Source organism: Aliiroseovarius crassostreae, from assembly GCF_025137635.1.
Lineage (GTDB): Bacteria > Pseudomonadota > Alphaproteobacteria > Rhodobacterales > Rhodobacteraceae > Aliiroseovarius > Aliiroseovarius crassostreae.
Window position 1 is genome coordinate 41,037 of record NZ_CP080772.1, and the last position, 13,668, is coordinate 54,704.

13 protein-coding genes are annotated in these 13,668 nt (G+C 60.3%); all 13 read left to right on the top strand.

Going from position 1 to position 13,668, the window contains the following annotated elements; all coding sequences use genetic code 11:
• Positions 1-4: 4 nt before the first annotated feature.
• The 13 genes from cueR to K3J57_RS00240 all read left to right on the top strand — a co-directional run bounded on the left by cueR (position 5) and on the right by K3J57_RS00240 (position 13,539).
• Positions 5-400, top strand: coding sequence for a Cu(I)-responsive transcriptional regulator (gene cueR, locus K3J57_RS00180; RefSeq protein ID WP_173486346.1), 396 nt, complete (start codon positions 5-7; stop codon positions 398-400).
• A gap of 203 nt (positions 401-603) precedes the next feature.
• Positions 604-1,572 (top strand): agmatinase, encoded by a 969-nt coding sequence (speB, locus tag K3J57_RS00185; RefSeq protein ID WP_259785652.1) that lies wholly within the window; start codon positions 604-606, stop codon positions 1,570-1,572.
• Positions 1,573-1,831: 259 nt separating this feature from the next.
• Positions 1,832-3,721 (top strand): biosynthetic arginine decarboxylase, encoded by a 1,890-nt coding sequence (gene speA, locus K3J57_RS00190; protein WP_173486038.1) that lies wholly within the window; start codon positions 1,832-1,834, stop codon positions 3,719-3,721.
• 19 nt (positions 3,722-3,740) lie between these two features.
• Positions 3,741-4,952, top strand: a complete 1,212-nt coding sequence (locus K3J57_RS00195; protein ID WP_259796616.1) for a saccharopine dehydrogenase family protein — start codon at positions 3,741-3,743, stop codon at positions 4,950-4,952.
• A gap of 137 nt (positions 4,953-5,089) precedes the next feature.
• Positions 5,090-6,265 carry a carboxynorspermidine decarboxylase gene (gene nspC, locus K3J57_RS00200; protein WP_259796617.1) on the top strand — a complete coding sequence of 392 codons (1,176 nt, stop codon included), beginning with the start codon at positions 5,090-5,092 and terminating at the stop codon, positions 6,263-6,265.
• Entirely contained in the window at positions 6,262-7,104 is an 843-nt protein-coding gene (speB, locus tag K3J57_RS00205; RefSeq protein ID WP_259796620.1) for an agmatinase, read from the top strand. Before nspC ends, speB (K3J57_RS00205) begins: the two co-directional genes overlap by 4 nt.
• A 470-nt stretch (positions 7,105-7,574) precedes the next feature.
• Complete coding sequence (thiC, locus tag K3J57_RS00210) at positions 7,575-9,410, top strand: phosphomethylpyrimidine synthase ThiC (RefSeq protein WP_259796622.1); 1,836 nt, start codon at positions 7,575-7,577, stop codon at positions 9,408-9,410.
• Positions 9,407-10,387: an FAD-dependent oxidoreductase gene (locus tag K3J57_RS00215; protein WP_259793067.1), complete on the top strand. Its 981-nt coding sequence runs from the start codon at positions 9,407-9,409 to the stop codon at positions 10,385-10,387. Before thiC ends, K3J57_RS00215 begins: the two co-directional genes overlap by 4 nt.
• Positions 10,356-10,553 (top strand): sulfur carrier protein ThiS, encoded by a 198-nt coding sequence (thiS, locus tag K3J57_RS00220; protein ID WP_259776325.1) that lies wholly within the window; start codon positions 10,356-10,358, stop codon positions 10,551-10,553. The genes K3J57_RS00215 and thiS overlap by 32 nt, the downstream gene beginning before the upstream one ends.
• 1 nt (position 10,554) lies before the next feature.
• A complete protein-coding gene (locus tag K3J57_RS00225) occupies positions 10,555-11,337 on the top strand; it encodes a thiazole synthase (RefSeq protein WP_259796624.1) in 783 nt (260 codons plus the stop codon).
• Positions 11,337-11,930, top strand: coding sequence for a thiamine phosphate synthase (locus K3J57_RS00230; RefSeq protein WP_259796626.1), 594 nt, complete (start codon positions 11,337-11,339; stop codon positions 11,928-11,930). The genes K3J57_RS00225 and K3J57_RS00230 overlap by 1 nt, the downstream gene beginning before the upstream one ends.
• Complete coding sequence (thiD, locus tag K3J57_RS00235) at positions 11,906-12,661, top strand: bifunctional hydroxymethylpyrimidine kinase/phosphomethylpyrimidine kinase (protein ID WP_259796627.1); 756 nt, start codon at positions 11,906-11,908, stop codon at positions 12,659-12,661. Before K3J57_RS00230 ends, thiD begins: the two co-directional genes overlap by 25 nt.
• A 47-nt stretch (positions 12,662-12,708) precedes the next feature.
• A complete protein-coding gene (locus tag K3J57_RS00240; RefSeq protein ID WP_259796629.1) occupies positions 12,709-13,539 on the top strand; it encodes a carbon-nitrogen hydrolase family protein in 831 nt (276 codons plus the stop codon).
• Positions 13,540-13,668 lie beyond the last annotated feature (129 nt).

Below are 13,668 nucleotides of genomic sequence, written 5' to 3' on the forward strand. Positions count from 1 at the left end.
GAACCTGAATATCGGGGATGTTTCCAAACGCACCGGGCTGCGTGCGAAGACCATCCGCTATTACGAAGATATCGGTCTGGTCAAACCCCTCAGAGATACCAACGACTACCGGGTTTTCCGTGAAACCGATCTGCACAAGCTGATCTTTCTCAGCCGTGCCCGTGCGCTTGGCTTCACGATTGATGATTGCCGGAACCTGCTTGCACTTTACGAAGATGAAGGGCGTGCCAGTGCGGATGTTATGGCGATCACCCGCAAGCACCTTGCGGAGATCGAGGCCAAGATCAACGATTTGCAGGCGATGCATGCAACGCTGACCCACCTGACCCGCGAATGTGCCGGGGACCATCGTCCCGATTGCCCCATTCTTGAAGGTCTCAGTGGTGAAAACTCTCATTGACGGGGGTGCATTTCGAAAGGAAGGTTGTTCCGAGCGCCCGCGCACCTGAGGCAGGGACAAGCTGAAACGCCGTGAGAGATATCACAGTTATCGGCGTTTCGGTCTGTCGTCTGGGGGATCGCGTCTCTTGGATCTGGCAGGCATTCGCTGGTGCGCCTGCCCGGCTGCGGGCGGGGTAATTGTTCCCAATCACGGAGAAGCACATGTCTGGACATGGTTACGACACGGGGCGGCTCAATCTGCCTTTCGTTGGAATCGCCACTTTTGGCAAGAAACCCTATGTTGAGAACTGGGATCAGATTGATGCAGATGTGGCAATCCTCGGTGCTCCGTTTGATTTTGGCTGCCAGTTTCGCTCGGGCGCCCGGTTCGGTCCGCGGTCCGTGCGGGAAGCATCGACACTGTTCAGTTTCGGCCATGCGGGGGCCTATGATCATGAAGATGACGCGACCTATCTGGGTGAGGATGTGCGCATTGTCGATCTGGGGGATGCTGACATCATCCACACCAAGACCGAGGAAAGCCATGCGAGCATCGAATATGGTGTGAAAAAGATCCTCGCCGCCGGGGCGCTGCCGGTGATCATTGGCGGCGACCACTCGATCAATATTCCCTGTATCAATGCCTTTCGGGACAATTGTGCCGAACAGGGGCCGATCCATGTGGTGCAGATCGACGCGCATCTGGACTTTGTTGATAACCGCAAGGGGGTGACGGATGGTCATGGCAACCCAATGCGTCGGGCCATTGAAAAGGACTATGTCTGCGGCATGACCCAGCTGGGCATTCGCAATGTGTCCTCCACTGCCAGGGAAGGGTATGAAGATGCCCGCGCGCGTGGGTCGGATATCCTGTCCGTGCGGCAGGTGCGGGCGCTGGGCACCGCGGGGGTGCTGGACCGTATCCCGAAAGGCGCCCGCTATTATGTCACGATCGACATTGACGCGTTCTGCCCCTCCATCGCGCCGGGCACGGGCACGCCTTCGCATGGTGGCTTTCTCTATTACGATGTGCTGGAAATCCTGCAGGGGCTGGCCAAACGTGGGGATGTCGTGGGGATTGACCTTGTCGAAGTGGCCCCCGCTTATGACCCGTCGGAAAGCACGCAGATCCTTGCAGCACAGCTCCTGCTCAACTTCATCGGGTTCATTTTCCATAACAAATCCGGATAACATCACGGCACAGCCCAAAGTGAGGGCAGAATTCGGATCTCTGGGGGCTTGGTGGGGGCAGTATTTTGTTGACTCGGCGGCCCACTAGAACTTAAACGCCGATCAGCTTTCTCGTGAAAGCGCAAACTGGAGTTTCATCGAGATGAAGTGGTTTCGTCTGCGCAATGCCGGACAGATTGAACCCGCGTAGTCCTGCGCGGCTGGAATGCCGTGCGCCTGATCTCCTTTTTTCCCATACATTCTGAAAAGGCTTGTTCCCATGTCCGATGAACAACCCCTTTCCCATTCCATCTACGGTATTGATCGTTGGAGCAAAGACCTTCTTTCGGTGTTGCCGAACGGGGATGTGGCGCTGTGTGATCCTGCCCACCCGGAGGCGGCCCCCGTCAGCCTGCCGCAGATCCTTGAAGACCTGCACGAGCGGGGCATTGCAAGCCCGCTGGTTTTGCGGGTGAAGAGCTTTCTCGAGGCGGAAATCCAGCACCTCAATGACAGCTTTGCCCAAGCCATCGCCAAGACCGGGTATCGCGCCCCTTATCGCGGTGTGTTCCCGATCAAGGTCAACCAACAGGCTCAGGTGGTGGACCGGATTGTGGAGTTTGGTCGCCAGTATGAATACGGGCTGGAAGCGGGGTCGAAACCCGAACTGGTCATCGCGCTGGCCCATCGCCTGTCGAAGGACGCGCTGATCGTTTGCAACGGTGTCAAGGATGTGGAATTCGTGCGTCTGGCGATCCTGTCACGGCGGCTTGGTTTCAATACCGTGATCGTGCTTGAAAGCCCGAAAGAGGCCGAGATTGTTATTGAAACCGCGCGTGAGCTGGGCGTTGATCCTTTGCTGGGTGTGCGGGTCAAACTGACCAATCAGATCAGCGGCAAATGGCAAAGCAGCTCGGGGGACCGTTCCGCCTTCGGGATGAATACCGATCAGCTGTTGCGGGTGGTGGATCGTTTGCGTGATGAGGGGCTGTTGCATTGCCTCAAGCTCCAGCATTCCCATCTGGGCAGTCAGGTGCCGGACGTGAATGATGTGCGCCGCGCCGTGACCGAAGCCTGCCGCTATTTCACCGAACTGACCCGCGAAGGTGTGCCGCTCACCCATCTGGATCTGGGCGGCGGTCTGGGGGTCGACTATACCGGCGAACAGCGGGCAACCGAGAACTCTGTCAACTACACGATGGCGGAATATTGCGCCAACGTGGTTGAAACCGTGGCTTATGCGATGGACGAAGCGGGGGTGGAGCATCCGGTTCTGGTGACCGAAAGCGGGCGCGCTGTGTCGGCAACTTCGTCGATGCTGATTTTCGATGTGCTGGAAAGCACGCTTTACGATGCCCCGGACGCGCCCGAGCTTGAGCCTGATGATCATCATCTTCTCAAGGATTTGCAGGCGGTTTCCGGATATCTGGTGCCCGAGCGGGTTCAGGAATGTTGGAATGACGCCCTGTTTTATCGGGGCGAGCTGCGCGCGCTGTTCCGGCGGGGCTATGTGGATCTGCGTCAGATGGCGCGGGGGGAACGGATTTATCTGAACCTGATGGCGCGGATCAAGGAAATCGCCCATGAAAGCCCGCAAAGCGGTGAACTGGACAAGGAACTGCAGAAGATCGCGGATGTGTATCACTGCAATTTCTCGCTGTTCCAGTCTCTGCCGGATGTGTGGGCGATTGATCAGCTGCACCCTATCGTGCCGCTGCAGATGCTGGATCAGACCCCGGATCGCCGCGCGGTTCTGTCCGACATCACCTGTGACAGCGATGGCAAGATGGACCAGTTCATTCTGGCGGGCGAAATTGCCCCCTCCCTGCCGGTGCATTCGTTGCCCGAGGACAAGCCCTATTATCTGGGCGTGTTTTTCGTTGGGGCCTATCAGGAAACGCTGGGGGATCTGCACAACCTGTTTGGCGATACCAACGTGGTGACAATTGACCTGCGCGCCGATGGCGGGTTTGATCTTTTGCATGAGCAGGAAGGGGACACGATCGCGCAGGTGCTGTCCTATGTCGAATATGACCCCGCAAGCTGTATCGCCACGTTCCGCAAGATGGTGGACGAGGCAATTTCCGCCGGCGGCATCACCGCCAATGAACGCAAAACCCTGATCGACGCCTATCGTGCGTCGATGAATGGCTACACTTATTTTGAATAACCACGGTCAGGAGATACCCATGGGAAAGACCCTTGTTGTAGGTGCCGGTGGCGTAAGCCATGCCGCTGTGCACAAGATGGCAATGAATGCTGATATCTTTACCGAAATCACGCTTGCCAGCCGTACCAAGTCCAAATGCGATGCCATTGCCGCCAGCGTGAAGGACCGCGTGGGTGTGGAGATCAAGACCGCCCAGCTGGACGCCTATAAGGTCGAAGACACCGTCAAGCTGATCCGCGAAACCGGCGCCGAGATCCTTGTGAACCTGGCCCTGCCCTATCAGGATCTGGTTCTGATGGATGCCTGCCTGGAAGCGGGCTGCCACTATCTGGACACTGCGAACTACGAGCCCGAGGACGTGGCCAAGTTCGAATATCACTGGCAATGGGCCTATCAGGACAAGTTCAAAGAGGCCGGGCTGACCGCGATCCTCGGTTCGGGCTTCGATCCGGGGGTGACCTCGGTCTTTGCGACCTGGCTGAAGAAGCACAAGCTGGACACCATCCGCCAGATCGACATTCTGGACGCCAATGGCGGCTCGAACGATCAGGAATTTGCCACCAACTTCAACCCGGAGATCAACCTGCGCGAAGTGCTGGCCGAAGTGCGTCACTGGGAAGGTGGCGAATGGAAGACCAGCCCGGCCATGACCACCAAGGTCGAGTTCGACTTCCCGGCGATTGGCAACAAGAACATGTATCTGATGTATCACGAGGAGCTGGAGAGCCTGTCGACCCACTTCCCCGAGATCGAGCGCGCCCGGTTCTGGATGACCTTCGGTGACGCTTATATCATGCATGCCAAAGTGCTGGAAAATGTGGGCATGACCCGCATTGATCCGGTGATGCATGACGGTCAGGAAATTATCCCGATCCAGTTCCTGAAAACCCTGCTGCCCGATCCCGGCGATCTGGGGGCCGAGACCAAGGGCAAGGCCTGCATTGGCGACATTGCCACCGGTCAGGCCAAGGATGGATCCGGTGAAAAGACCTATTACATCTACAATATCTGTGACCACGAAGAATGCTTCGCCGAAGTGGGTTCGCAGGCGGTGTCCTACACCACCGGTGTGCCGGCGATGATTGGGGCCGCGCAGGTGCTCAAGGGCAACTGGGTGGAACCCGGCGTGTGGAACATGGAACAGCTCGACCCGGACAATTTCATGGACATGCTGAATGACCACGGTCTGCCGTGGCAGGTTCACGAACTGGATGGCCCGGTCGAGTTCTAAGAGACAGACCGGCGGCAACGCCGGGCAGCGCCCGTCCGCCCCGTTTTACCGAAGGCAAACCCTTGGGGGGATCGGCGGGCGCGTCACGCCCACCCGCGGACGGGCTCAGCCCTCCCGACACATCTGGAATGGCGACAATGACCGAACTGATGCAAACCCAAGCCGGAGATGCAGGCGCATTCCGCGACTTCGATCTGTCGCGCGTCCCCACGCCCTGTTTCGTGGTGGACGAGGTGGCCATCGAGCGAAACCTGGCGATCCTTAAGGGCGTGGCCGACCGTTCGGGGGCGCATGTCCTGAGCGCGCTGAAGGCGTTTTCCATGTTCTCTCTTGCCCCGCTGGTGCGGCAATATCTGGGGGGAACCTGTGCCAGTGGCATCTATGAGGCCCGGTTGGGGCGCGAGGAGTATGGCGGTGAGGTTGCCACGTTCTGCGCGGGCTACAAGGATCAGGATATTGACGAAATCCTGTCACTCTCGGACCATATCATCTTCAACAGCCCCGCTCAGAAAGACCGGTTTTTGCAACAGGCACAGGCCGCAAGTGTTCAGGTCGGCCTGCGCATCAACCCCGAGCATTCCGAAGGGGAAATCCCGAAATATGACCCCTGCGCGCCCTGTTCCCGGCTTGGCACGCCGGTGTCTTTGCTAACGGATGAGATCATGCAGGGCGCCGATGGGCTGCACATGCATACCCTGTGCGAACAGGGGTTCGAACCGCTCGCCCGCACATGGGCCGCCGTGGAGCCCAAGCTCGCCCCCTATCTGCCCCGCCTCAAATGGATCAACTTCGGCGGCGGCCACCACATCACCCGCGCCGATTATGACCGGGATGCACTGGTGGCGTTCCTCAGCCAGATTCGCGCGAAATATGATGTCGATGTTTACCTTGAGCCGGGGGAAGCGGTGGCGTTGGATGCGGGAATTCTGGTGGGCGAGATCCTTGACCTTCCGGTCAATGACATACCGCTTGCGATCACCGACATTTCCGCAACCTGCCATATGCCGGATGTGATCGAAGCCCCCTATCGCCCGGCGCTTCTGGACGAAGCAGAGGGCGGGGCGGGCCAAACCTATCGGCTTGGCGGGCCATCCTGCCTCGCGGGCGACGTGATTGGTGACTATAGCTGGGCGCAGCCGCTTGAAATCGGACAGCGCTTCGCCTTTCTCGATCAGGCCCATTATTCGATGGTGAAAACCAATACGTTCAATGGTGTGCCCCTGCCGGGCATCGCGCTGTGGAACAGTAAAACTGATCAGCTGACCATGGTGAAAAGCTTCACCTATGAGGATTTCAAGGAGCGTCTGTCATGACTGTTTTTCTCGACAGTGAACTGAGTGAAACCGAACGCAGTGAGGCCGCGCGGTTTCATGTGATCCCGGTGCCGCTGGAGCGTACGGTATCGTATGGTTCGGGCACCCAGGCGGGACCGGCCGCAATCCTTGACGCGTCAAACGAGCTGGAACGCCTGTGCAATGGCAAAGAACCCTGCACTGATGGGATCTTTACCCATGCCCCGGTTGACTGTGACGGTCCCTTGCCCGAGGTGATGGAACGGATCGCCAGTGAAACCGAAGCTGTGGTGAAAGCCGGGAAACTGCCGGTCACGCTGGGCGGGGAACATTCGCTCAGTTATGGGGCCGTCATGGGCGTGGCCCGCGCATTGGGCCAGCCGATTGGTGTGGTGCAGGTGGATGCCCATGCGGATCTGCGCGTGGCGTATCAGGGCGAAAAGCACTCCCATGCCTCGGTCATGCATCTGTTGTCCGAAGAGGGGATCCGTCTTGCGCAATTCGGTGTGCGCGCGCTGTGCCCGCAAGAGGCCGAAAGCCGGATTGCCAACAACGTGTTTCATGTGGATGCCGAGGATCTGGTCACGGGCAATATCCTTGCCGTGGATCTGCCGGACGATTTCCCCGAACTGGTTTATGTGAGTTTTGATGTGGACGGGCTGGATCCCAGCCAGATGCCTGCCACCGGAACGCCCGTGCCCGGAGGTTTGGGGTTCTATCAAGCCCTGCGACTGGTGGAGCACGCATTGAAGGGGCGCCGCTGTGTCGGGATGGACGTGGTGGAGCTTGCCCCCAACGGGCAGGACGCCTGGGATTTCACCGCAGCGCAGATCACCTATCGGTTGATGGCCGCCTGTTGAGCTGAGACAGGGGTGTCAGGTTGGCAGGAGGCGCGGCACCTCACCCATTGTCTGACCAAGTCAGGTGCCACGGCTTCGCGCCCATAGATGTCTGTCTGTTGGCGGGGCGGGCAGGCTGTCGGTGCCGGACCCTCTCCGGTCCCTCGCGCGCGAGAGCCGTGACGTTGTGCTGGCAGTTTTCTGACCGAACTGGAACGAGCCGCTTGCAATTCGAAAACCTCTTTCCTAAACCTTAGGCACGCAGGGGAGTCCCGCCTAGGGGACTGAGAGGCTGACAGGGGACGTTCCAAAGTGGACACCCCCGGTGACGCGACCCTTTGAACCTGACCCAGTTGACACTGGCGTAGGAAGCTAGGCGCGACCCGGGGGCATCCCCCTTGCGACAGCCGACCACGGGGGCGATCCGTCCCCGGCTCCCTCCCCAAGCTCACCTGGTGTCTTTTTAAGTCGCAAGCTTGAGGAGCGCCAAAATGAACGTCCCCAATCCAAACATCACCACCGGTGGCCTGCCCGCCTCCCGCAAGATCCATGTCGCGGGGACCCTGCACCCCGATGTGCGCGTGCCGATGCGCGAGATTTCCGTGCACCCCACGGCAGGCGAACCACCCCTGCCGGTCTATGACAGCTCCGGGCCTTACACCGACCCCGACGTGACCACCGATATCAAACAGGGCCTCGCGCCGCTGCGCCGTGCCTGGATCCTGGCGCGCGGTGATGTCGAGGAATATGACGGCCGCGAGATCAAACCCGAGGACAACGGCTTTGTCGAAGGCGACAAGCTGACCCCGGAATTCCCGGTCAAACCCCGCCCGCTGCGCGCCAAACCGGGCCGCGCGGTCACGCAGCTCGCCTATGCCCGCGCCGGGATCATCACACCCGAGATGGAGTTCATCGCCATCCGCGAAAACCAGCTGCGCGAGCTTGCCCCCTGCCATGCTCAAGGTCAGGGCCAGCCGCACGATGGCAATGACTGGGGCGCAAATATCCCCGACTACGTGACGCCGGAATTCGTGCGTGATGAGGTGGCGGCAGGCCGCGCCATTATCCCCGCAAATATCAACCACCCGGAAAGTGAGCCGATGATCATCGGCCGCAATTTCCTGGTCAAGATCAATGCCAATATGGGCACCTCTGCCGTCACCTCTTCTATGGAAGAGGAAGTCGACAAGATGGTCTGGTCGATCCGCTGGGGCGCCGACACGGTGATGGACCTTTCGACGGGGCGCAACATCCACAACACCCGCGAATGGATCGTGCGCAACAGCCCCGTGCCGATTGGCACCGTGCCGATGTATCAGGCGCTGGAAAAGGTGAATGGTATTGCCGAGGACCTGACTTGGGAGGTGTTCCGCGACACGCTGATTGAACAGGCCGAACAGGGGGTCGATTACTTCACCATCCACGCGGGCGTGCGCCTGCACATGGTGCCGATGACGGCGAACCGCGTCACGGGGATTGTCTCGCGCGGTGGGTCGATCATGGCGAAATGGTGCCTGCATCACCACCGCGAAAGCTTCCTGTACGAGCATTTCGACGAGATCTGCGATATCTGTCGCCAGTATGACGTGGCCTTCAGCTTGGGTGATGGTCTGCGCCCCGGCTCCATTGCGGATGCCAATGATGAAGCGCAGTTTTCCGAGCTGGAAACGCTGGGTGAGTTGACCAAAATCGCCTGGGCCAAGGACTGTCAGGTGATGATCGAAGGCCCCGGCCACGTCGCCATGCACAAGATCAAGGAGAACATGGACAAGCAGCTCGCCTGCTGTGACGAGGCACCGTTCTACACGCTCGGCCCCCTCACCACGGACATCGCGCCGGGCTATGACCACATCACCTCCGGGATTGGGGCGGCGATGATCGGCTGGTTCGGCTGCGCGATGCTTTGCTATGTGACGCCCAAGGAGCATCTGGGCCTGCCCGACCGCGACGATGTGAAAACCGGCGTGATCACCTACAAGATCGCCGCCCATGCCGCCGATCTGGCCAAGGGCATCCCCGGTGCGCAGCGGCGCGACGATGCGATTTCCCGCGCCCGGTTCGAGTTCCGCTGGGAGGATCAGTTCAACCTCGCGCTTGACCCGGAAACAGCCCGCGATTTCCACGACCAGACCTTGCCGAAAGAAGCTCATAAGGTGGCGCATTTCTGCTCCATGTGTGGGCCGAAATTCTGTTCGATGCGGATCAGCCACGACATTCGCGCCGAGGCGCAGAAGGAGGGGATGGCGGCCATGGCCGAGAAATTCCGCCAGGGTGGCGAGCTCTACATGCCCGCCGAGGTCACGCCGGAACTGGAGCCGGGGGAATGATCACCATTGCCGGGGCCGGTGTCGCCGGCCTCGCCTCGGCTTATGAACTCGCCAAGCGCGGGGCGGAGGTGATCCTTTACGAGGCGGGGTCCTCCCCCGCCGACAACCCGAGCAGCTGGTTCGCGGGCGGTATGCTCGCGCCCTGGTGCGAGGGCGAGGTGGCCGATCCGCAGGTCGTCCGCCTCGGAGCAGGTGCGATTGACTGGTGGGCGCAGGTGACACCTGTCACCCGCAAGGGCACGCTGGTTCTGTCCCCGCCGCGCGACCGGGCCGAGCTTGACCGTTTTGCCCGCCGCACCGACCGCCATCGCTGGGTGGACGCAGATGAGATCGCCATGCTGGAACCGGCGCTCGAAACCCGGTTTCAACGGGGTCTTTTCTTTGAGGAGGAAGCCCATCTTGATGCCCGCCGCGCGCTCATGGACCTGAGCGCCGCCGTGCAGGCCCTTGGCGTGGATATCCGCTATGACACGCCTGCACCGGACCGGGTGGATGTGGACTGTAGGGGCATGGCCGCTGCAGAGACAGGGGGGCTCTCGGGCCTCAGGTCGATCCGCGGCGAGATGGCCATCATCGAGGCCCCCGAGGTGCAGATCACCCGCACCCTGCGCCTTTTGCACCCACGCATCCCGCTCTACCTCGTGCCGCGCGGGCAAGGGGTCTACATGATCGGAGCGACGATGATCGAAAGCACGTCCTGGCGGGAAATTACCGTGCGCTCCCTTCTGGAACTGCTGGGCGCCGCCTTTGCCCTGCACCCTGCATTGGGCGAAGCCAGCGTGATCGAAACTGGTGTGGGGCTGCGCCCTGCTTTTGCCGACAATATGCCCCGGCTGATACAGGCGGGCGACACCACCCATGTGAACGGCATGTATCGCCACGGGTTTCTGCTGGCGCCTGCGCTGGCGGGACAACTCGCGGCGCAATTTTTTCAGGAGGGATCAGATGAATGTCATCGTGAACGGCAAGGCGTGTGACGTTTCCGCCAGAACATTGGCGGACCTGATGGAAGAGCTGAATTTTACCAGCCCATTTGTCGCCACGGCGTTGAATGCCGAGTTCATTGCCCGTGAGCTGCGGGCGGATATGTGGTTGGCTGACGGGGATCAGGTTGAGATCCTCGCGCCGATGAAAGGGGGCTGAGATGCAGATATACGGCGAAGAGATCTCGTCCCGGTTTTTGCTGGGCACGGCGCAATACCCGTCGCCTGCCATTTTGGTTGACGCCATCCGGGCCGCCTGCTGTGAGATCGTGACGGTCAGTCTGCGGCGTGAAACCAGTGCGGGCACGGGGGCGGCGTTCTGGCAGGTGCTGAACGACCTCAATCTGCGCATCCTGCCCAATACCGCCGGGTGCCACACTGCCAGCGAAGCGATCACCACGGCCCGCATGGCGCGGGAACTTTTTGGCACGACCTGGATCAAGCTCGAAGTGATTGGCCATTCCGACAGTCTGCAACCGGACGTGTTCGCATTGGTTGAGGCCGCGCGGACCCTATGTGCTGAGGGGTTTCAGGTGTTTCCCTACACAACCGATGACCTGATTGTGGGGGAAAAACTGATTGAGGCCGGGTGTGAACTTCTTATGCCATGGGGGGCTCCGATCGGGTCGGGGCAGGGGGTGCGCAACCCGGATGCGCTGCGTGCCATGCGCGCGCATTTTCCGGATGTGCCGCTGATTGTCGACGCGGGGATCGGGCGACCGTCTGATGCGGTGATGGCAATGGAGCTGGGCATGGATGCGGTTCTTCTGAACACCGCCGTTGCCAAGGCCGGTGATCCGGTGGCGATGGCACGCGCCATGGCGGATGCGGTGACGGTCGGGCGGGCAGGATACCTTGCCGACCCGATGCCGCGCCGCGACATGGCGGTCCCTTCGACGCCCATTCTGGGCCTTGCAGATCTTGATATGAAAGGCCTTGGCTGATGGAACGGTTTTACCTGATTGTTGACCATGTGGCCCGGTTGGAACTTCTGGTGCCGCATGGTGTCAAGCTGGTGCAGCTGCGCCTCAAGGATCTGCCAGAGACCGAGATCCGTCGCCAGATCGCCCGTGCCCGCGATGTCTGTGCGGTGCATGGCGCGCAGTTGGTGGTGAATGACTATTGGCAGGCTGCCTTGGACCTAAAGTGCAGCTTTGTCCATCTTGGGCAGGAGGATATGGACGGCGCCGATTTTGCCGCCCTTCGTCAGGCCGGGGTGCGGTTTGGTCTGTCGACACATGATGAAGCAGAGCTTGATCGCGCACTGTCTTGTGATCCTGCCTATGTTGCCCTTGGCCCGGTCTATCCGACCCTTCTGAAAAAGATGAAATGGGGGCCGCAGGGGTTGGGAAAAATCAACCGGTGGAAGGCGATGGCGGGGGATACGCCGCTGGTGGCAATCGGCGGGCTGACCCCGGAGCGGCTGCCCGGTGTCTTTGCCGCTGGGGCGGACAGTGCGGCGGTGGTCACGGATATTTGTCAGGCGGAGGACCCTGAAGCGCGCACCCGGCAATGGATAGGGGCCTGTGCCGTATGAACGCCAATAGGATCATGGTCATCGCGGGCTCGGACAGCAGCGGCGGCGCGGGGCTGAGCCGGGACATCGCAGTGGCGGCCGAGTTGGGGGTTGAGGTGATGCCGATCGTGACGGCGGTCACGGCCCAGTCTCACGTGGCGATGGCCGGGGTGGTTCCGATATCGGCACGTTTTGTGCGCCAGCAGATTGAGGCGGCGATTGCCTCGGGAGAGTTTCAGGCGATCAAGATCGGGATGCTTGGGACCGTCGAGGTCGCGGAATGTGTTGCCGATTGCCTGCAGCATATGCCGCTGCCGACCGTGTTTGATCCGGTGTTGAAGGCAAGTTCCGGTGGCACGCTGATGGCGGGGCAAGTGCCAAGGGCGTTGCTGGCGCAGGCGGACCTTGTCACCCCGAACCTTGAGGAGGCGGCGGTTCTGACCGGGCGTGCGTCGGCGGCGGATTTTGCGACAATTGCGGCACAGGCCAATGACATTTTGTCGGCAGGTGCCGGGGCCGTGCTGGTGAAAGGGGGCCATGGGGGAGGTGAAAAGGCCACAGATCATCTGTTTGGGGCGTGTGGCCACCACGCTTTCCCCTCGCCGCGATTGCCTGTTGAGAGGAGGGGAACCGGTTGCGCTTTGGCCACGACAATTGCCTGCCAACTGGCGCTGGGGTGGGGTCTTGTCGAGGCCTGTCGCCTTGGGAAACAGCGGATGCAGTCCTGGCTTGAGCGGTCGCTTGACGCCTGAGCCGAAACCCTCAATGTAGCGGTCGGACAAACAAAAAGGCCCCTACGATGTTGTCAGACCAGCTTCATATCCTTGCCTGCCAGATCGACATTCCTGCCATGACCACGGGCGCAGAACGTGACAGGCATCTGTTGCGGGTCCGTGCCGAGGTGGATGCGCGGCTGCAACAACAGCCCGCTGATCTGGTGGTTCTGCCAGAGCTTTCCTCGATTGATTATTCCCGCCCGGCTTTCGCGGCGCTGGAGGAGCTGGGGGAGCCGCTGGACGGGGCATCTTTTCAGGTCTGGCGTGAGATTGCGATCAAGCATGACTGCCATGTTGTGTTCGGGTTTGCGCGCCGTGGGGAAGGGGCAGAACGCGGACGGCATTTCATCTCGATGGGGGTGGTTGGCCCGGAAGGGGAGCTGGTGGGGCATTACGACAAGATCTATCTGGCGCAGTTTGGTGCGTCGATGGAGAAGGACTATTTCGAACGCGGCACAAAGCCGTTTTCGTTTGAGGTGAAAGGATTTCGGGTTGCGCCGATCATTTGCGCCGATATTCGTATCCCGGAATTGTCACGCCATCTGACGCTGGAACATGGTGCGGAGCTTATCCTGCATTGCGGCGCCTATGCACGGGATGAAACATTTGCCACCTGGCATGATTTTTCCAGAACGCGGGCGATTGAGAACCAGCTGTTTTTCCTTAGCCTCAATCGGGCCGGGAAGATGTTTGGCGATTCGCTGTTCTGTTTGCCCTGGATGGATGACACCACGCCACCGGTGGCGTTTTCGGACCACTCAGAAGAATTCAAACATGTTCTGGTCACGCGGCAGGCACTGGAAACGGCTCGCAACACCTACTCTTTTCTGCAGGACCGGCTGACATCCCTTTAGGGGGTCTGGCACTAGGCAGGAAGACGCGGCTGTGACCCCTGGATTGTATTTCCGGGGCGCAAATGTCTGCAATTCCGTCGGATTTTTCAAAATGTTTTGGAGCTGCCCCGTCTATTGGAAGGGGCGGCC

Excerpts from the sequence above, each read along its gene's own strand:
- K3J57_RS00240 (WP_259796629.1), top strand. The coding sequence starts at position 12,709 with ATGTTGTCAGACCAGCTTCATATCCTTGCCTGCCAGATCGACATTCCT.
- speB (WP_259796620.1), top strand. The coding sequence starts at position 6,262 with ATGACTGTTTTTCTCGACAGTGAACTGAGTGAAACCGAACGCAGTGAG.
- speB (WP_259785652.1), top strand. The coding sequence starts at position 604 with ATGTCTGGACATGGTTACGACACGGGGCGGCTCAATCTGCCTTTCGTT.
- thiS (WP_259776325.1), top strand. The coding sequence starts at position 10,356 with ATGAATGTCATCGTGAACGGCAAGGCGTGTGACGTTTCCGCCAGAACA.
- speA (WP_173486038.1), top strand. The coding sequence starts at position 1,832 with ATGTCCGATGAACAACCCCTTTCCCATTCCATCTACGGTATTGATCGT.
- nspC (WP_259796617.1), top strand. The coding sequence starts at position 5,090 with ATGACCGAACTGATGCAAACCCAAGCCGGAGATGCAGGCGCATTCCGC.
- K3J57_RS00215 (WP_259793067.1), top strand. The coding sequence starts at position 9,407 with ATGATCACCATTGCCGGGGCCGGTGTCGCCGGCCTCGCCTCGGCTTAT.
- thiC (WP_259796622.1), top strand. The coding sequence starts at position 7,575 with ATGAACGTCCCCAATCCAAACATCACCACCGGTGGCCTGCCCGCCTCC.
- K3J57_RS00225 (WP_259796624.1), top strand. The coding sequence starts at position 10,555 with ATGCAGATATACGGCGAAGAGATCTCGTCCCGGTTTTTGCTGGGCACG.
- K3J57_RS00230 (WP_259796626.1), top strand. The coding sequence starts at position 11,337 with ATGGAACGGTTTTACCTGATTGTTGACCATGTGGCCCGGTTGGAACTT.
- thiD (WP_259796627.1), top strand. The coding sequence starts at position 11,906 with ATGGATAGGGGCCTGTGCCGTATGAACGCCAATAGGATCATGGTCATC.
- K3J57_RS00195 (WP_259796616.1), top strand. The coding sequence starts at position 3,741 with ATGGGAAAGACCCTTGTTGTAGGTGCCGGTGGCGTAAGCCATGCCGCT.